This window comes from Anaeromyxobacter sp. SG64 (genome assembly GCF_022690745.1).
In the GTDB taxonomy this organism is placed as follows: Bacteria; Myxococcota; Myxococcia; order Myxococcales; family Anaeromyxobacteraceae; genus Anaeromyxobacter; species Anaeromyxobacter soli.
In genome coordinates this window covers 1-19,387 of sequence record NZ_JALCZB010000020.1, presented here as the reverse complement: position 1 = coordinate 19,387, position 19,387 = coordinate 1, and the positions used below count along the sequence as shown (strand labels likewise).

At 73.9% G+C, this 19,387-nt stretch carries 11 protein-coding genes; 5 read left to right on the top strand and 6 right to left on the bottom strand.

Going from position 1 to position 19,387, the window contains the following annotated elements; translation table 11 throughout:
• Window positions 1–10: 10 nt before the first annotated feature.
• The 4 genes from tal to glk all read right to left on the bottom strand — a co-directional run bounded on the left by tal (window position 11) and on the right by glk (window position 4,781).
• Window positions 11–1,150, bottom strand: coding sequence for a transaldolase (gene tal, locus MNZ29_RS08500; RefSeq protein WP_242336304.1), 1,140 nt, complete (start codon window positions 1,148–1,150; stop codon window positions 11–13).
• Window positions 1,131–1,613, bottom strand: coding sequence for an RpiB/LacA/LacB family sugar-phosphate isomerase (locus tag MNZ29_RS08495; RefSeq protein ID WP_242336301.1), 483 nt, complete (start codon window positions 1,611–1,613; stop codon window positions 1,131–1,133). The genes tal and MNZ29_RS08495 overlap by 20 nt, the downstream gene beginning before the upstream one ends.
• Window positions 1,614–1,618: 5 nt before the next feature.
• On the bottom strand, window positions 1,619–3,718 hold the full coding sequence (gene tkt, locus MNZ29_RS08490) for a transketolase (protein WP_242336298.1): 2,100 nt from the start codon (window positions 3,716–3,718) through the stop codon (window positions 1,619–1,621).
• 76 nt (window positions 3,719–3,794) lie between these two features.
• Complete coding sequence (glk, locus tag MNZ29_RS08485) at window positions 3,795–4,781, bottom strand: glucokinase (protein WP_242336295.1); 987 nt, start codon at window positions 4,779–4,781, stop codon at window positions 3,795–3,797.
• A 168-nt stretch (window positions 4,782–4,949) separates the two neighbouring features.
• On the opposite strand from glk, the gene MNZ29_RS08480 reads away from it, so the two are divergent.
• The 3 genes from MNZ29_RS08480 (at window position 4,950) to MNZ29_RS08470 (ending at window position 12,328) form a co-directional block, all read left to right on the top strand.
• Window positions 4,950–8,615: a phosphoketolase gene (locus MNZ29_RS08480; protein WP_242354881.1), complete on the top strand. Its 3,666-nt coding sequence runs from the start codon at window positions 4,950–4,952 to the stop codon at window positions 8,613–8,615.
• Window positions 8,602–11,451 (top strand): cation-translocating P-type ATPase, encoded by a 2,850-nt coding sequence (locus tag MNZ29_RS08475; RefSeq protein ID WP_242354879.1) that lies wholly within the window; start codon window positions 8,602–8,604, stop codon window positions 11,449–11,451. Before MNZ29_RS08480 ends, MNZ29_RS08475 begins: the two co-directional genes overlap by 14 nt.
• Before the next feature lie 214 nt (window positions 11,452–11,665).
• A complete protein-coding gene (locus MNZ29_RS08470) occupies window positions 11,666–12,328 on the top strand; it encodes a DJ-1/PfpI family protein (protein WP_242336286.1) in 663 nt (220 codons plus the stop codon).
• A gap of 156 nt (window positions 12,329–12,484) precedes the next feature.
• Here MNZ29_RS08470 and MNZ29_RS08465 read toward each other — a convergent pair whose 3' ends face one another.
• Window positions 12,485–15,211 (bottom strand): hypothetical protein, encoded by a 2,727-nt coding sequence (locus MNZ29_RS08465; RefSeq protein ID WP_242336283.1) that lies wholly within the window; start codon window positions 15,209–15,211, stop codon window positions 12,485–12,487.
• Between the two features lie 884 nt (window positions 15,212–16,095).
• Between MNZ29_RS08465 and MNZ29_RS08460 the strand changes: the two genes are divergently transcribed.
• Complete coding sequence (locus MNZ29_RS08460; RefSeq protein WP_242354877.1) at window positions 16,096–17,379, top strand: NAD(P)/FAD-dependent oxidoreductase; 1,284 nt, start codon at window positions 16,096–16,098, stop codon at window positions 17,377–17,379.
• Window positions 17,380–17,423: 44 nt separating this feature from the next.
• Window positions 17,424–18,857 (top strand): GuaB1 family IMP dehydrogenase-related protein, encoded by a 1,434-nt coding sequence (locus MNZ29_RS08455; protein ID WP_242336277.1) that lies wholly within the window; start codon window positions 17,424–17,426, stop codon window positions 18,855–18,857.
• Here MNZ29_RS08455 and MNZ29_RS08450 read toward each other — a convergent pair.
• On the bottom strand, window positions 18,830–19,168 hold the full coding sequence (locus tag MNZ29_RS08450; protein WP_242336276.1) for a ubiquitin carboxyl-terminal hydrolase 14: 339 nt from the start codon (window positions 19,166–19,168) through the stop codon (window positions 18,830–18,832). The genes MNZ29_RS08455 and MNZ29_RS08450 overlap by 28 nt on opposite strands.
• Between the last annotated feature and the right edge of the window lie 219 nt (window positions 19,169–19,387).

The window sequence follows — 19,387 nt, the reverse complement described above, 5'->3', positions numbered from 1 at the left end:
CCGTCTCCTCTCATGGGGCCGCGGGCGCGCCGAGCCCCGCGCGCCGCGCCTCGATCGTGGCGAGGAGCGCCTGGAACGGCTCGGCGAACTTCCGGACCCCCTCCGCGAGCACCTCGTCCGTGACCGCGTCCATCGAGATCCCGAGCGCCCTCAGCGCCGTGAGGTCGGCGTGGGCTCCCGGCACGTCCTCCTCGAGCGTGGGGCGCACCGTGAGGCCGCGGCGGAGGGCCTCGAGCGTGTCCGGCGGCACCGTGTCCACCGTGTCCGGGCCGACCAGCGCCTCGACGTACATGAGCTCCGGGTAGCGCGGATCCTTCACGCTCGTGCTCGCGAAGAGCACGCGCTGCGTGCGGGCGCCGCGGGCCGCGAGCCGCTGCCAGCGCCCGGTCGCGACGAGGGCCTTGTAGTCCTGGTAGGCCAGCTTCGCGTTGGCGATGCCGGCCTTGCCGCGGAGCGCCACGATGCGCTCGCGCTCGCTCGGCCCCGCCGCGCGGCCGGCCAGCGCGTCGAGCCGGCGGTCCACCGCGGTGTCGATCCGCGAGACGAAGAAGCTCGCCACGCTCGCCGCCCGCGAGAGCTCCTCTCCCCTGGCCGCGCGCGCCTCGAGCCCGGCCATCCAGGCCTCCGCGGCCAGTCGGTACGCCGAGCGCGCGAACAGCAGCGTGACGTTCACGTTCACGCCCTCGGCGGCCAGCGCCTCGATGGCCGGCATGCCCTCGGGCGTGCCCGGGACCTTGATGAAGACGTTCGGTCGCGAGAGCGCCCTCCACAGACGGAGGCCCTCCTCGATCGTCCCTCGCGTGTCCTTCGCCAGGAGCGGCGAGACCTCCAGGCTCACGAAGCCGTCGCGCCCGTCCATCGCGTCCCAGACCGGGCGCAGGAGATCGGCCGCCGCGCGCAGGTCCTGGAGCGCCAGCGCCTCGAAGATCGCCTTCGCGTCCGCGGTCCCCCGCCCCAGCGCGGCGATGTCGGCGTCGTAGTCGGCGGTGCCCGCGATCGCCTTCTCGTAGATGGACGGGTTCGTGGTGAGCCCGCGGACGCCGTCCTCGACGAGCCGCGCGAGCGACCCGGTGCGGAGGAGATCCCGCTTCAGCCCGTCGTACCAGAGGCTCTGCCCGTACCTCGCGAGCTCACGGATCGGCTCGATCATGTGCGCCTCCTTGCAGCGCCCGCGCCTCGATGGAGCGCGTCAGCGAGACCCGACGGCGGTGCCGCTCCTCGGCGGAGGGGCGGGCGCCGAGGAAGGCCCGGACGATCTCCCGCGCGAGCGCCTCCCCGACGACCCGCGCCCCGAGCGCGAGGACGTTCATCGCGTCGTGCTCGACGCCCTGGTGCGCCGAGTAGGTGTCGTGGCACACGCCGGCATAGACGCCCGGCAGCTTGTTCGCGGCGATGGCCACCCCCACGCCGCTCCCGCACACGAGGACGCCGCGCTCGGCCCGGCCGGACCGGACGGCCTCGCCCACCCGCACCGCGTGCTCCGGGTAGTCGTCCTCCGGTCCCGGCGCGCGCGGGGCGAGATCGACGATCTCGTGGCCGCCGGCGGCGAGGTCCTCGCGCAGCGCCTCCTTCAGGGCGAAGCCGGCGTGGTCGGCGGCGAGGGCGACGCGCACGGGCGCTAGCCCTCCCCGCGCGCGAGGAGCGCGCTCGCGGTCGAGACGATCGCGTCCGGCGTGAACCCGAAGCGCGTCTGCAGCGCCTTGAGCGGCGCGGAGGCGCCGAAGGTGCGCATCCCGACGACGGCGCCTTCGCTCCCCACGTAGCGATCCCAGCCGAACGTGGAGGCCTGCTCCACCGCGACGCGCGCCTTCACCTCGGGTGGGAGCACGCTCGCGCGGTACTCCGGCGGCTGCTGCTCGAAGAGCTCGAACGACGGCATGCTCACCACGCGCGCGCGGACGCCCCGCGCCGAGAGCGTCTCCCAGGCCGCGAGGGCGAGGTGCACCTCGCTCCCGGTGGCGAGGAGCAGCAGCGCGGGGCGCCCGCCGGGGGCGTCGGCGAGCACGTAGGCGCCGCGCGCGAGTCCCGACGCCGGGGCGTAGCGGGTGCGATCGAGGATCGGCACCGGCTGGCGGGTGAGCACGAGGGCCACCGGGCCGTAGCGCCGCTGCATCACGACGCGCCAGGCCTCCACCACCTCGTTCGCGTCCGCCGGGCGGAGCGTGACGAGGCCCGGGATCGCCCGGAGGGAGGCGAGGTGCTCCACGGGCTGGTGCGTGGGGCCGTCCTCGCCGAGCCCGATGGAGTCGTGCGTGAAGACGGCGATGACGGGGAGCTCCATGAGCGCGGAGAGCCGCAGCGCGGGGCGCATGTAGTCGCTGAAGACGAGGAAGGTCGCCTCGAAGGGGCGCAGCTTCGTGAGCGAGAGGCCATTCGTCACCGCGCCCATGGCGTGCTCGCGGATCCCGAAGTGCAGGTTCCTGCCGCCGGGGGTGTCCGCCTCGAGGTCCAGGGCGCCGTCGAGGGCGAGGCGGGTCTTCGTGGAGGGCGCGAGATCGGCGGCGCCGCCGAGGAGCCAGGGGACGTTCGCGGCGACGGCGGTCGCGACCTTCCCGGACGCGTCGCGCGTGGCGATCCCCTTCGCGTCGGCCGGGAACGCCGGGAGCCCCCGGTCCCACGCCTCCGGCAGCTCGCGGCGCTGGATCCGCTCGAGCTCGCCGGCGAGGTCCGGGTGGCGCGCCCGGTACGCGGCGAACGTCCGCTCCCACGCGCCGCGCAGGCGCGCGCCGCGGGCCCCGATCCCCGCGCGGAAGTTCTCGCGCACTCCCTCCGGCACGAGGAACCGGCCGTCCTCCGGCCACCCGTAGCGCCGCTTCGTGTCGCGGACCTCGTCCTCGCCGAGGGGCTCGCCGTGCGCCTCGGAGGTGTCCTGCTTCCGCGGCGCGCCCCAGGCGATGTGGCTGTCCACCACGATCAGCGTCGGGCGGTCGCGGGTCGCGCGGAACTGCTCGAGCGCGCGAGCGAGCGCGTCGAGGTCGTTCGCGTCGCCCACGCGCGTCACGCTCCACCCGAGCGCGATGAAGCGGCACGCCACGTCCTCGCTGAAGGCGAGCTCGGTCCGCCCCTCGATGGTGATCCGGTTGTTGTCGTAGATCCAGCAGAGGTTCGGCAGCCGGAGGTGGCCCGCGAGCGACGCCGCCTCCTCGGAGATCCCCTCCATGAGGTCGCCGTCCCCGCACAGCGCGTAGACGTCGTAGTCGAACAGCGTGAGGTCGGGGCGGTTGTACCGGGCGGCGAGCCAGCGGCCGCCGATCGCGAGGCCGACGCTCGTCGCGACGCCCTGCCCGAGCGGACCGGTCGTCGCCTCGACGCCGCTCGTCCACCGGTACTCGGGGTGTCCGGGGCACTTGCTGTCGAGCTGGCGGAACCGCTCGATGTCCGCGAGCTCGACGGCCAGCCGGCCCAGCGTCTCGTAGTCGGGATCGACGGCCTTCACCCCCGCGAGGTGGAGCAGCCCGTAGAGGAGCATCGACGCGTGCCCGTTCGAGAGCACGAAGCGGTCGCGGTCCGGCCAGACCGGATCCTCGGGGTCGTATCGCAGGAAGCGTTGCCACAGCACGTAGCCCACCGGCGCGAGGGCCATGGGCGTGCCCGGGTGGCCCGAGCGCGCCTTCTGGACGGCGTCCATGGCGAGGGTGCGGAGCGTCGCCACCGAGAGCTGGTCGACATCGCGGTCCACCACGGCTCCTGATCTGGATGCGACGCGCGCCGATCGCATCCCCTCGGCGCTCGCGTACCGGATCGTCCTGCGAGTGCGCGAGCGCCCGCACGGACGCGCGCTCCGTGCGCTCTTCTCAACCGCGCGCCGGGACCTCCATCGCGCGGCGCGCGGCGCCGAGGAGCCCGGCGCGGTCGTCGAGGATGACGTGGACCGGGATCTCCTCGAGCAGCGCGGCGAGCCGTCCCTTGTCCGTGAAGACCTCGTGGAACACCCCGCGCCGGAGCCAGGGCAAGATGTGCGGCGCGATGCCGCCGCCGAGGAAGACGCCGCCCGTCGCGAGCACGCGGAGGGCGAGGTTCCCCGCCTCGGCGGCGTACGCCGAGGCGAACAGATCGAGCGCCGCCGCGCAGACGGGATCGCGCCCCTCGAGCGCGGCCGACGACACGGCCTTCGCCGCGCCCGCGCCGGCGATCGCGCGGACGAGCTCCGGCGGCTCCGGGACCCCGCTCCGCTCGCGGAGGAAGCGGTACGCGTCGCCGAGCCCGGGGCCGGAGAGCACGCGCTCCCAGCTCACGCGGCCGTGGCGCGCCCGGAGCCAGCGGAGGAGCTCGATCTCGAGGTCGGTGCGCGGCGCGAAGTCCGCGTGCCCCCCCTCGCTCGGGAGCGCGACGAGGCGGCCGGAGATGGACAGGAGCGCCGCCTCGCCGAGCCCCGTCCCCGCCGCGATCACGGCCCGCGCCGCGGACGGGTCCGGGCGGCCCGCGTGGATCGTCCCGAGCGCGTCCGCGCCGAGCACGTCCAGTGACCACGCGAGCGCCTCGAGGTCGTTCATGAGCACGACCTCGGCGAGCCCGAGCGCCGCCGCGAGGCGATCCGCGTCGACCACCCAGGGCAGGTTCGTGGTCACGACGACGCCGGCCCGCAGCGGCCCGGCCACGCCGAACGCCGCCGAGTCGATGGAGCCGCCCTCCTCGCGCAGGAAGCGCTCCAGGATCTCCTCGAGGCGGCCGAAGCGGTCGCTCGGGTAGATCCGGAGGGCGCGCAGCGCGGGCCGTCCGCCCCGGACGTCGAAGGTGGCGAGGCGGGCGTTCGTCCCGCCGATGTCCCCTGCCAGGATCACGAGCCTCTCCGGGCCGCCTCGATCGTGCGAACCTCGCTCATCGCGTCCCATGCCGCGCCCGAGCGCGCAGGGCTCGTCTCGCACGGGCCATCGGGGCGGTGCGCGCTCCTGGCCTTGCGCGCGAGGCGCGCGGGTCGAAGATCCGGCACCGACGGGGTGCGCCGGCAAATGCCCGACAGGATCCTGGTCCTCAACGCGGGCTCGTCGTCCATCAAGTTCTCGCTCTTCCGCGGGCGCGATGGGGCGCTCGCGGCCGACGTCCGCGGCCAGGTCGACGGGCTCTCGCCCGAGGGCGCGCCGCGCTTCGTGGCGCGCGGGCCGGGCGGCGCGGTGCTCGCGGAGCGTCGCTGGCCGGCGAGCGCGTACCTCGACCACGCGGGCGCGGTGCGGGCGCTCCTCGACTTCGTCCGCGGGGCGGCGGAGGGCGGGGCGCTCGCGGGCGCGGCGCACCGGGTGGTGCACGGCGGCGCCGTCTTCGCCGGGCCGGAGCTCGTCGACGACGGCGTGCTCGCCCGGCTCCAGACCTTCGTCCCGCTCGCGCCACTCCACCAGCCGCACGGCCTCGCGCCCATCCGCATCCTGCGCGAGCTCGACCCGGCGCTCCCGCAGGTCGCCTGCTTCGACACCGCCTTCCACCGCACCCTGCCCCCCGTGGCCGAGCGCTTCGCGCTCCCCGAGGAGCTGCACGCGGCGGGCCTCCGGCGCTACGGCTTCCACGGTCTCTCGTACGAGTACGTAGCCTCGACGCTCGGGTCGCTCGATCCCGCCGCCGCGTCCGGGCGGACGGTCGTCATGCACCTCGGCAGCGGCGCCAGCATGTGCGCCCTGCTCGAGGGTCGCAGCGTCGCGACGACGATGGGTTTCAGCGTGCTCGACGGGCTCTGCATGGGGACCCGCTGTGGCGCGCTGGATCCGGGCGTCGTGCTCTGGCTCGCGAGCGAGCGGGGCCTGGATCCGCGCGCGATCGAGCGGCTCCTGTACGACGAGTCCGGGCTCCTCGGGGTGTCGGGCATCTCGAGCGATCTCCGGACGCTGCTCGCCTCGCCCGATCCGCGCGCGCGGCTCGCCGTGGACCTCTTCGTCTACCGGATCGACCGCGAGCTGGGGTCCCTCGCGGCGGCGCTCGGCGGACTCGACGCCGTCGTGTTCACGGCGGGTATCGGCGAGAACTCCGCCGAGATCCGGGCGCGGGTCTGCCGCGACGCCGCCTGGCTCGGCCTCGAGCTCGATCCTGCGGCGAACGCCGCGGGGGGCCCGCGGATCTCCGGCGGCCGGAGCCGCGTGTCCGCCTGGGTGGTCCGCACCGACGAGGAGCTGATGATCGCGCGGCACGCGCGCCGGATCCTGGCGCGCGCGGTCGCGGGGGAGGGACGAGCCGTGAGCGAGCAAGCGCCGAGGACCCCGGGAATCGCCGACCTGTCCGCGTTCGGGCCTGCGCGCTCCACCGTGCGCGGAGCGCTGCTCGCGCCCGAGGAGGTGGGCCGGATCGACGCCTTCTGGCGCGCCTGCAACTACCTCGCGCTCGGCATGATCTTCCTGCAGGACAACCCGCTCCTGCGCGAGCCGCTCCGCCCCGAGCACGTGAAGAACCGGCTCCTCGGCCACTGGGGCGCGAGCCCGGCCCTGTCGTTCGTCTACGCGCACCTCGACCGGATCATCCGCGCGCGCAACCTGGACGTGCTCTTCCTGGCGGGGCCGGGGCACGGCGCGCCCGGCGTGCTCGGCCCGGTCTACCTCGAGGGCACCTACTCCGAGGTCTACCCGGACAAGAGCCTCGACGAGGAGGGGCTCCGGCGCCTCTTCAAGCAGTTCTCGTTCCCGGGCGGCGTCGGCAGCCACTGCACGCCCGAGCTGCCGGGCTCGATCCACGAGGGCGGAGAGCTCGGGTACGTGCTCTCCCACGCCTGCGGCGCCGCGTTCGACGACCCGGACCTCATCGTCGCGGCCGTCGTGGGGGACGGCGAGGCCGAGACCGGCCCGCTCGCGACGTCGTGGCACGTGAACAAGTTCCTGAACCCGATCCGCGACGGCGCGGTCCTCCCGATCCTGTCCCTGAACGGCTACAAGATCGACAACCCCACCCTGCTCTCCCGCATCCCCTCGGACGAGCTCACGCAGCTCCTCGCCGGCTACGGCTGGACGCCCTTCCTCGTGGAGGGCTCCGAGCCCGAGTCGATGCACCAGGCGATGGCGGCCACCCTCGATCGCTGCGTGGAGCTCGTGCGCGGGGCGCAGGCCGAGGCACGCCGGACCGGCGTCGCCGCCCGGCCGCGCTGGCCGATGATCGTGCTGCGCGCGCCCAAGGGCTGGACGGCGCCGGCCGAGCTGGACGGCCACGCGCTCGAGGGCTCCTGGCGCGCGCACCAGGTCCCCATCCCGGGCGTCAAGCGGGACCCCGCCCGGCTCGCGCTGCTCGAGCGCTGGCTCCGGAGCTACCGCCCCGAGGAGCTCTTCGACGCGGCGGGCGCGCCGGTCGCCGCCGTGCGCGAGGCGGCGCCCCGGGGGCCGCGCCGCATGGGCGCGAGCGCGCGCGCCAACGGCGGGCTCCTCAAGAAGGCGCTCCGGCTCCCCGACTTCCGGGACTACGCGGTGACGGTGGAGTCGCCCGGGGGCTCGCAGGCGGGGAACACCGGTCCGCTCGGCGCCTTCCTGCGCGACGTGCTGCGCGCGAACGACCGGAACTTCCGGTTCTTCTCGCCCGACGAGACCACCTCGAACCGGCTCGACGCGGTGTACGAGGCGTCGGGGAAGCTCTGGCTCGGCGCGAGCCTCCCGGAGGACGCCGACGGCGGCCGGCTCGCCCCCGACGGCCGCGCCGTCGAGGTGCTCTCGGAGCACACGCTCGAGGGGATGCTGGAGGGCTACCTCCTGACCGGGCGCCACGGGCTCCTCGCGTCCTACGAGGCGTTCGTCCACATCATCGACTCGATGTTCAACCAGCACGCGAAGTGGCTCTCCATCTGCAACCGCCTCTCGTGGCGCGAGGAGATCGCGTCGCTCAACCTGCTCGTCACCTCGACCGTCTGGCGCCAGGACCACAACGGCTTCACCCACCAGGACCCCGGGTTCCTGGACGTGGTGGTGAACAAGAGCGCCGAGGTGACCCGCATCTACCTCCCGCCCGACGCGAACTGCCTGCTCTCGGTGGCGGACCACTGCCTCCGGAGCGAGAACTACGTGAACGTGATCGTCGCCGACAAGCAGGTCCACCTTCAGTACCTCTCGATGGAGGCGGCCGTCGCGCACTGCGCGAAGGGGATCGGCATCTGGGACTGGGCGAGCAGCGACGAGGGGCACGACCCCGACGTCGTCATGGCGTGCGCCGGCGACGTCGCCACGCTGGAGGCGCTGGCCGCCACGGCCATGCTGCGGGAGGCGTTCCCCGACCTGCGCCTCCGCTTCGTGAACGTCGTGGACCTGTTCAAGCTCCAGCCGGAGACGGAGCACCCGCACGGCCTCTCCGACCGGGACTTCGACTCGCTCTTCACCGGGGACGCGCCGATCATCTTCAACTTCCACGGCTACCCCTGGCTCGTCCACCGGCTCGCCTACCGCCGCAGGAACCACCCGAACCTGCACGTGCGCGGCTACAAGGAGAAGGGGAGCATCAACACGCCCCTCGAGCTCGCGATCGAGAACCAGATCGACCGGTTCAGCCTGGCCATGGACGTGATCGACCGCGTGCCGCGGCTGCTCGGCCCGGGCGCTCACGCCAAGGAGCGGTTCCGCAACCGGCAGATCCAGTGCCGGCTGCACGCCCAGGAGTACGGCATCGACCCGCCCGACATCGTGGGCTGGCGGTGGCCGGCGGGGGACGCCGTTGGCCGCGGTTAGCCCCACGGACGCATCTCCTCAGCGCCGCGCCGTCGCGGACGTCGTCGCCGCGCTCGCGAGCGACGCGCGGCGCGGGCTCTCGGGCGGCGCGGTCGAGGAGCGCCTCCGGCGCCACGGCAGGAACGAGCTGCCCTCGCCGCCGCCGGTCCCCGCCTGGCGACGCTTCCTCGCCCAGTTCGCGGACGTCCTCACGATCCTGCTGCTCGTCGCGACGGTGGTCTCCTTCGTCGCCTGGTGGATCGAGCGGGAGACCCCGCTCCCGTACGAGACGCTCACCATCGTCGCGATCGTCCTCCTCAACGGCGTGCTGGGCTTCGTCCAGGAGAGCCGGGCCGAGCAGGCGGTCGCGGCGCTCCGGGCGATGACCGCCCCGACGGCCCGCGTCCTGCGCGACGGGAAGCAGGAGCTCGTCCCGACCGCCGGGCTCGTGCCGGGCGACGTCCTGCTCCTCGAGGAGGGCGACACGGTCCCGGCGGACGCCCGCGTGCTCGAGGCGATCGCGCTCCGGGTCGCCGAGGCGGCCCTCACGGGCGAGAGCACGCCCGTCTCGAAGGACAGCGCCCCGCTCGCCGTCGAGGCCGGGATCGCCGATCGGACGAACATGGTGTGGAGCGGCACGGCCATCGCCTCCGGCCGCGGCCGGGCCGTCGTCACCGCCACCGGACCCTCGACGGAGCTCGGCCGGATCGCCGGCTCGCTCCAGGAGACCGAGGAGGTCGCGACGCCGCTCCAGCGGGAGCTCGACCGCGTGGGCAAGCAGCTCGGCGTCGCGGTCGTCGCGATCGCGCTCGCGATCAGCGCGACGATCCTGGTGCTGGAGGAGCTGCGGTCGCTCACCGACCTGGTCGACGTGCTGCTCCTGGCGGTCTCGCTCGCCGTGGCCGCCGTCCCGGAGGGGCTCACGGCGATCACGACGATCGTGCTCTCGCTCGGGACGCAGCGCATGGCCGCGCGCCACGTCATCGTGCGCAAGCTCTCGGCGGTCGAGACGCTCGGCTCGACCACGACGATCTGCTCCGACAAGACCGGGACCCTGACCCGGAACGAGATGACCGTCCGCGCCGTCGTCACGGCGAGCGGCGCCGTCGAGCTGAGCGGGACGGGCTACGATCCCACCGGCGAGGTGCGGAGGGACGGCGCGCCGGTGGAGGACCCCGCGCTGCTGGAGGAGGTGGAGAAGACGCTCGGCGCCGGGCGGCTCGCGAGCAACGCCACGCTCGTCGAGCAGGACGGCCGCTTCACGATCCAGGGCGATCCGACCGAGGGCGCGCTCCTCGTCGCCGCGAGGAAGGTGGGGCTCGCCGCGGAGGAGCTCGAGGCGCGCTACCCGCGCGTCGGCGAGGTGCCGTTCTCCTCGGACCGCAAGATGATGAGCACCGCCCACGCGGACGCCGAGCAGGAGCGGGTGCTCGTGTTCGCGAAGGGGGCGCCCGACATCCTGCTCGCGCGCTGCACGCAGGAGCGGGTCGGCCAGGGGACGATGGCGCTCGGCGAGGAGCGCCGCGCGGAGCTCTCGCGCGCCGTCGACAGGCTCGCCGCGTCGGCGCTGCGGACGCTGGGCGTCGCCTACCGCACGCTGGGCCGGGACGCGGTCACCGGCGAGCTGACGGACGAGGTCGAGCAGGAGCTCGTGTTCCTCGGGGTGGTCGGCATGATCGACCCGCCGCGCCCGGAGGCCCGCGCCTCGGTCGCGCAGGCGCAGGGCGCAGGCGTCCGGCCCGTGATGATCACCGGCGACCACCCGATCACCGCGGCGGCCATCTCCGCCGAGCTGGGCATCGCCGCCGCTGGCGCCAGGGTGCTGACCGGCGCCGAGCTCCAGCGCATGGACGACGAGGCGCTGCGCGAGGCCGCCCGCGACGTCTCCGTCTACGCCCGGGTGTCCGCCGAGCACAAGCTGCGGATCGTCCGGGCGCTGCGCGCGAACGGCGAGATCATCGCCATGACCGGCGATGGCGTGAACGACGCCCCGGCGCTGAAGGCGGCGGACATCGGCGTGGCGATGGGCATCACCGGGACCGACGTCGCGAAGGGCGCCGCCGACATGATCCTCACCGACGACAACTTCGCCTCCATCGTCGCCGCCGTCGAGGAGGGCCGCTCGATCTTCGCCAACATCCAGCGCTTCCTGCGCTACCTGCTCTCGTCGAACATCGGCGAGGTGCTCGTCATGCTCCTGGGCGTGCTGCTCGCCGGGGTCGTCGGCCTCGCGCCCGAGGAGGGCTCGGCGGTCGTCGTCCCGCTGCTCGCGACCCAGATCCTCTGGATCAACCTCTTGACCGACTCGGGCCCGGCGCTGGCGCTCGGGGTCGAGCCCCCGGACCGTGACGTCATGCTCGAGCCGCCGCGCGACCCCCGGAGCCGGGTGATCGACGCACGGACCTGGCTCGATCTCATCCTGGTCGGCGTGGTCATGGCCGCCGGGACGCTCGCGGTGATGGACCTCGCCTTGCCCGGCGGGCTCCTCGGCGGCGGCGCCTCGGCGCCGGGGCAGGGCCTCCGCCGTGCCCAGACCCTGGCGTTCACCACCCTCGTCCTGTTCCAGCTGTTCAACGCCTTCAACGCCCGCTTCGTGGCCCGCAGCGCCTTCCACCGGGCCTTCGCCAACCGCTGGCTCTGGCTCGCGGTGGCGATCTCGGCGGGCCTGCAGGTCGCCGTGGTCCACGCCCCGTTCCTCCAGCGTCCGTTCCGGACCGTCGCGCTCGACGCGAAGGACTGGCTCCTCTGCGTCGCCGTCGCGAGCTCCGTGCTGTGGGTGATGGAGGCGAAGAAGGCGGTGGTGCGGCTCGCCGCGCGGTCCGGCGCCGGGCGGCTGCCGCGAACGCGCCCGGCCTGAGCGCGAAGCGCCGCGGCAACAGGGACGCGGCAGACCTGCTTACCGGTACGTCAGCCGTCTCGGCGCGGCCCAGATGGGCTCGGCGGACGCCCGCGCGCGGGCCGCACGACCGAGCGGCGCGTCGCCCGAGCGGAGCGCGACGCGCCCCGCCGAGGCCCCGACACGGCAGCGCGCGCCGTGCATCGGTGAGGAGAGCTCGACGAGGAGGTACGACATGGCCCCGACTCGCCCGGGGTTCCGCCTGGGCATCTACGTCTTCAAGGACGCCGAGATCGTCGACTTCGCCGCTCCGCACGGCGTCTTCTCGGTGGCGCGCCGGTACGATCCGGAGCTGGACGCGTTCCTGGTCGCGGACGCGATGCGCCCGGTGCAGGCCCAGGCCGGCTTCACGGTCCTGCCGAACTACGGCTTCTCGGACCGCCCTGCGATGGACGCATTCCTGATCCCGGGGGGCTACGGCACGAGGCAGGAGCTGCACAACCGGCGCCTCCACGAGTTCATCCGCAGCCAGCCCCAGGAGACGCTCCTCGTCTCCGTCTGCACGGGCTCCTGGATCTACGGCGCGATGGGCCTGCTCGACGGCCTCCCCGCGACGAACCGCAAGGAGCCGGACCGCGCCGAGGCGACGCCGCCGGGCCTCGTGCCGCTCGAGCGGCTCGCGCGGATCGCGCCGGCGTGCAAGCCGAGCCGCGCCCGCGTCGTCGACGCCGGACGGATCATCACCGCGGGGGGGATCACGTCGGGGATGGAGATGGGCTTCCATCTGCTCCGCCGCGCCGGGTATCCGGAGAGCTTCATCGCCGACGTCGCGCGCGTCATGGAGTACACCGCGGCGTACGAGCTGTACCGGGACGATCGCGAGGAGCCGCGGAGCTGATGGCGCCCGTCGCTTGCGTCGAGCCGTCGCGAGACGCGCGATGCCGTCGCCGAGCCGGGCCCGGGCTCGCCGGTCGCGGTGGACCGGCGGGCGCGGGCCCGGAGCTTCAGGAGCGACGCTCCCGGCGCGGCGGAGCGCGCCGGGAGCGGGCGTCGCCTACAGGCAGGTCGCCGCGCAGGCCGCCGCCGGCGTCGCCGCCTTCAGCGCCTCGTCCGTCGCCTGCAGCACCTCGAACACGAACGTCGGGTTGTGGATGGCGTTCGAGCCGTCGTTCACGAGGCCGAGGTTCCACAGCGACCGCGAGAGGACGCCGTCCACGCCGGCGAGCGCGAACGCGCCCGTCGCGTCCATGACCTTCCCGGCCGAGGCGCGGACCGTCTTGGTCGAGACCGTTCCCGACGGGAACGTGACGTCCACCGCCGCGACGAGGTTGAACACGATGGTCGTGCCCTCCACGTCGATGCTCGCGATGTTCGTGAGCGCGAGGACGAGCGGCGTGCCCTCAGGGGCTCCGTGGCCCGCGCCCGCGGGCGTGACGGTGAACCCGGCGGTGCCGGCCACCGCGGCCTCGAGGGTCGCGCTGAGCTGCGCGATGACCTGGGCGCGCGCGTTCGCGTACGCCGTCTCGATGGCCTCGCCGTTCACCTCTTCGCCGTGGCACTCCTTGCAGATCGACTTCGCCGCGTCGAAGCCCGCGTCGTTCGTGAAGCCGAACGTGTGGTTCGTGATCGTGTAGCGGAGGCCCTCGACGGCGGTCTTCATGTGGCAGCCGACGCAGGTCTCGGACACGGCGGCGTGGCCGGAGACCTTGTAGCCGTTGGCGTCGCCGATGAAGTACGCGTTCATGCCCATCAGCACCTCGGTCTGGGTCGGCGCGTGCGGCGTCGCGAAGCCCGTCATCGGGACGGCGTCGCCCCTGAGACCGCGGCGGCCGTTGTGGCAGGTCATGCAGAGCGCGCCGGTGCCGGCGCCGGAGACGGTGAAGCCGGCGGCGACGTAGACGGGGGCCTTGCCGTCGATGCGGACGGTGGTGGAGTGCGAGTCGTGGCACGCGGCGCAGGTCTGCGGCTCGACGTTCTCCTTCGTGGCGCCGCTGTCGACCGAGTCCTGCAGCGTGTTCGCGGCGTACTTCACGAAGCCCTGCGCCGAGTGGCAGCGCGCGCAGCTGGAGTTGGCGCGGGCCCCGGTCGACTCGCCGAAGGCGAGGCCGGTGTTCGCGTGGCCGGAGCGGCGCCAGAGCGCGACGCGGTCATGGTTCGTGGGACGGTCGTGGCACACGGCGCACGCGGCGACGCCGTACTCGCCCGCCGGCTTCGAGCCGCCGTTCGCGGCGTGGCGGCCGAGCGGACCGTGGCAGCTCTCGCACTGCATGCCGGCGTAGGCCTTGGCGTCCGCGGGGACGAGGTCCCAGGCGCCGTACTGCGGCTCCGTCGTGACGAGGTCGGGGGGAGTGCCGGTGAGGCCGGTGAGGTACTTGGAGAGGTCGGGGAAGGTCCAGCCCGCGGCCTTGGCGACGTCGTCGAAGCCGTCGTTCTGGAGCGCCGCGTTGTAGCCGGTCGTGTGGCACGCCACGCAGTTCTCGCCGTAGTGCGTGCCCTCGGCGCCCGTCATGCCGTACTCGAACGTCGTCATCGCGCCGGGCTCGGTCCAGAAGACGGTCGGGTTCGCCGTGGGCGCCGGGATGGGCTTGCCGTCGGGGCCGGTCTTCCAGACCAGCTGGCCGTTCGCGTCGTACTCCATGTACTTGAAGAAGTGGTTCCCGTGCGCCGAGTTGCTCCACTTCTTGAACTTGAGCGCCATGGCCGCCTGCTTCTCGGCGGACATGAGGTACTCGTGGCAGCCGCCGCAGCTCGGGTTCGAGCTGACGTAGTTCGAGACGGCGACGCGGAGCCCGTCGAACCGGTAGACGCCCGGGGCGTCCGCGATGAACCAGGGGAACGCGGTGTCGGCGTCGTTCAGCACGGCGCTCGAGGCGATCGGCTTCTCGGTGAAGACGAGCGCGGCGGCGTTGCCGGGGATGCTGGCGATGACGAGGGTGCCCGTCGGGATGGAGCCATTGGCCTGGGCGAGCGTCGCCGGGACGACCGCGACGGTGACCTTGCCCTCGAAGCCCATCTGGTCGGTGACGACGACGTCGAAGTTGTACGTCATCTCCGTGAGCTGCCGGTTGCTGACGCCCAGGAACTCGGGGCGGAAGGGCTTCCCTTCCTCGTCGAGCGACGGACCGAACCCGATCACCTTCTTGTCGGCGGCGACGATGTCGGCGAGGGCGCCCGTCGTGAAGGTCGGGGCCTCGACGTCATTCGCGGACAGCGTGACCGCCGTCGGGTTCGTGGTCCGCGGCGTCCACTTGTACGCGTAGGGCGGCGTGCCGCCGGTGACCGTGACGCCGAGGGTGACCTCGCGCTCGAAGCCGGCCGGGTTCGGCGGCTTCGCGGCCTTGAGGACGAGCGGGGAGATCGCGGTGAGCTCGCGGTTCAGGATGTACTCCTTGCCCGCGGCGATCGAGATGTTCGGCACCTCGAGCGTCTTGAAGCCGTTGCCCGAGAAGACGATGGTGTAGACGCCGATGGCGCAGCCCGAGCCGAGCTCGTACTCGCCGTTCGCGTCGGACGTGGCGGTCCCGCACCAGTCCGGAATGCTCGTCACCGTGACGTTCGTCGCCGGATACTCCTTCCCCGCGACCTTGAACGTCAGCTTGCCCATCACCCCACCCGTCGACCTGCCGTCCGCGCCGTCCTGGCCGCTCGGCCCCACTGGTCCCGCCGCGCCGTCCTGGCCGTTCAGCCCGTCCCTGCCGTCCTTGCCGTTCGAGCCACCGGAGCAGCCGGCGAGCGCGAGGACCATCACCAGCGAGAGCACGCGATGCTTCGTCGCATCCATGAAGGGATTCCCCCCAATTACTTAACGTGAAGAGTCGATTCCAGAGACACCGCCGGTCACACGGCCGGCGGTGCCCGCGGTGCACGTGCGAGAGCCGGGCCGCTCGCTCGCTGATCGCCCGCACTCACCGTGTACCGCGTAACGTCGTCACGGCGGCATGGGAGCCCCGCGAGGTCGAGCCGCGCGGCGACGTGTCGTGCGCGCCGAGTGATCCCGTGCCCTTGAGCGCGCCCGTCCCTCCGCCGCAGCCGGCCCGGCGGTCGGGCGTTTTCTGCCAGGGCCACAAGCGGCGATCCGCGACCGGCGGCGTGTGTGGCGGGGTCGCACGGGTGTGGTCTTACCCTGCGTGATTTCACCCGGGGGATTTCACCCACCGGCGTGGTCACGGAACGTCAACCTATGGAAATGCGGGGCGATTCATCGCACTCCTTGGCAGCTCCTTGAATGGTCTGCCGACCGCCGGGAGCACCCCTGGAGGGACGCCCTGCCGCAAGACGGGCTCTGCCGCAGCGACGTCCGCCGACGCGTTGAAGGCGTTCCCGCGGGCTCGCTCACGCCGGGCGCCGTCCTCATCGTCATGCGCGGAGGTGCCACATGCCGAACGAAGGTGGAGAGCGGCCGCGCACTCAGACGAGCGCTCCCGTGAAGCCCGCCCGCACGACGGAGGACGTACCGGCTCCTCGGCGCGACGCTCCCGATGAGAGGATGCCCGCTCGACGGGCGGCCGACGACGACACGGGCGTGGGCGGCGACCGCATGCCGAAGGGCGCGGACGAGCCTGGCGCCGGGCTGTGACCGAACCGGCACGAGCCCCGGCGCGCGGACGGCTCTCCGGCCGGGCAGGCGCGGGGGAAGGCGGGGAGACGTAGCCTGTCCGTGCAGAAATGGCGGCCAGACGCGCACCGCACGTCATCGTCGTGGGAGCCGGCGCGGCCGGGCTCGCGGCGGCCGCGCTGCTCCGGGACCGCGGGGTGGCGGTGACGCTCGTCGAGGCGCGCGATCGGTATGGCGGGCGCATCGACACGCGCCTCGACCCGGTGCTGGGCCTTTCTCTCGAGCACGGCGCCGAGTTCGTGCACGGCCACCCGGACCGGACGCTCGCGCTCGCGCGCCGCGCTCGGGCCGCCATCCGCGAGGTGCCGGACCGGCACCAGCGCCCGCGAGGGAGTCGGCTCGCCGGGATCACGGCCGCGTACGCGCGCGCGCAGGAGCTCCTCGCGCTCGGCACCCGGGACGACGAGAGCATCGGAGCCCTGCTCCGACGCCGCTCCGCCCTGCGACGGTCGCGGGAGGCGATCCCCCTGGCCCGGGAGCTCGTGCGCGGGTTCTACCTCGCCGATCCGCGCACCGCGTCGTCCCTCGCCCTCGCGCGGTTGAGCCGCGGGATGGAGGAGCTCGGCGGCGACACCGCCGCGCGGATCGACGGAGGCTACGCGAGGATCCTCTCCCCGCTGGCGCGAGCGCTTCGCGGCGGCGTGCTCCGCCTCGGCACCGTCGTCGAGGAGGTCGGGTGGGGTCGCCGGGAGGTGCGGCTCCGGGCGCGCGGTCGCGCCGGAGGCCGGCTCGCGCCGATCACGGGGAGTCACGCCATCGTGACCCTGCCGCTGTCGATCCTGCGCGACGGCGCGGTCCGGTTCGTCCCTGCGCTGCCCGAGAAGCAAAGCGCCGCGAGGGCCCTCGCGATGGGGCCGGTCGTGAAGGTCCTGCTGCGGTTCCGGCGCGCGCCGTGGGGAGGCCGGCGCCTCGTGTTCCTGCACGTCCCCGGCGCCGCCGTGCCGGTCTTCTGGACGCTCGCGCCCGTGGACGCGCCGGTGCTGGTCGGCTGGGCGGGAGGACCGGGCGCGGCCCGCCTCGCGGGGAAGCGGGAGCAGGACGTCTTGCGGGCGGCGATCCGGTCCGCCTCGCACGGCCTGGGCCTGCCGCCGGCCGAGCTCGAGGACCTGCTCGACGGCGCGGCGATCGCCGACTGGACGCGCGACCCGTTCGCGCGCGGGGGCTACGCGGTCTTCCCGGTCGGCTCGGACGGCGCGTCCGCCGCGCTCGCGCGCAGCGTCGAGGGGACGCTGTTCTTCGCAGGCGAGGCCACCGCCGCCGGGCTGGCCGGCACCGTCGAGGGGGCGCTCCGGAGCGGCGAGCGCGCGGCGCGGGAGGTGCTGGAGACGCTCTGAGCGTTTTCCTTCCCTTGCGACCCCCGTTCGCTTATCGCCTGGTCATGCGCTTCCTCCATCCCGAGCACGACGAGGCCCTCGAGCTCTCCCTCGACGACGTCTTCCTCGTCCCCGACTACTTCGACGGCGGCTCGCGCCTCGACGTGGACCTGCGCCCCGTGGACTTCTCCGGGGGCGCGCACCCGGTCGTGTCCGCGAACATGAACGCGGTCACCGGCAAGCGGATGGCCGAGACCATGGCTCGCCTCGGCGGCCTCGGCGTCCTGCCCCAGGACATGGACCTGGAGACGGCTTCGCGCATCATCCGGCACATCAAGGCCGCCGACCCGCGCTACGACACCCCGCTCGCCGTGTCGCCGCGCGCCACGCTGCGCGACGTCCTCGGCATCATCCGCAAGCGCGCGCACGACATGGTGGTCGTGGTCGACGACGAGCGCCGGCCGCTCGGCATCGTCACGCACGCCGACCTGCGCGACCGGGACCAGTACTCGCCCGTCGGCTCGCTCATGTCGTCGCGCCTCGTGACCCTCCCGGCCGGCACCCCGAACCGGGACGCCTTCCTGCTCATGGAGGATCAGCGCGTGAAGGCCGCGCCGGTCCTCGACGCCGAGGGCCGGCTGGCCGGCGTGCTGACGCGCGACGACGCTGTGCGGCTGGAGCTGCTCGAGCCCGCGCTCGACGCGCGGGGCAGGCTCATGGTCGCCGCCGCCGTCGGGATCTCGGCCGGCGCCGCCGCGGCGGCCGCCGCCCTCGCCGAGCTCGGCGTCGCCGCGATCGTGCTCGACACCGCGCACGGGCACCAGCGCCGCATGATCGAGGCGATCCGCGAGGTGCGCCGCGCCATCGGCGCGCTGCCGCTCGTGGCCGGCAACGTGTGCACCCCCGAGGGCACCCGCGCCCTCCTCGACGCGGGCGCCGACATCGTGAAGGTGAACGTCGGGCCGGGTGCCATGTGCACGACCCGCATGCAGACCGGGGCCGGCCGGCCGACGTTCTCGTCGGTGCTCGCGTGCGCCCGCGAGGCTCACCGGCGCGGGCGACACGTGTGGGCCGACGGCGGCGTGCGCGATCCGCGCGACGTGGCCCTCTACCTCGCCGCCGGCGCCTCCCGCGTCATGATCGGCACCGCGCTCTCCGGCACCTACGAGAGCCCGGGCGACGTGAAGGAGGATCGCGAGGGGCGCCCGTACAAGGAGAACTACGGGATGGCCAGCGCCCGGGCGGTGAGCGATCGCTCCGCGGGGCTCGACGCGTTCGAGCGCGCGAAGAAGGGCTTCTTCCGCGAGGGGATCTCGACGTCGCGGATCTACATCCGCGAGGGGCGCGAGAGCGTCGGCGCGATCCTCGTCGACGTGATCACCGGCGTGCAGTCCGCCTTCACGTACGCGGGCGCGCTGACCGTGCCGGAGTTCCACCGCAAGGCGGTGATCGGCGTCCAGACCGCGGGCGGCTACGGAGAGGGGAAGCCGCGGGGGTGAGCGGCGTAGTGCGTTCGCGGCGACTCCGCGGGGAACGCGGGGATCGCCTCGACCAGCTCCTCGTCCACGTAGCACCACGCCCAGTCCTCTCCCGGCTCGAACGCCTTCGCGACCGGATGCCTCGTCGCGTGGAAGTGGCGGGTGGCGTGCTTGTTCGGTGAGCTGTCGCAGCACCCCACGTGGCCGCAGGTCATGCACAGCCGCAGCTGGACCCACGCGTCGCCGCTCTGGAGGCACTCCTCGCAGCCGAGCGAGCTCGGCGTCAGGGCGTGCGACCTCGGTCGCTGGAGGCTGCTCAGGTGCTCGCACATGCCTGCTCTCATGACGGCGCGGCCCCCGGCGGTCAATCCCGGACGACCCCGCGCCCGCCCGTGCTATGCACAGGAGCTGGAGGTTCCATGACCCGCGCCCTGATCCTGACCCTCGCCGCCCTGCTCGCCGCCCCGGCGCTCGCGGACGAGCCCGCGCCGAAGGCGCCTCCGGCGCCCGCGACCGCCGGCGGCGCCGCGCCCCGCGCCGCGAGCGGCGAG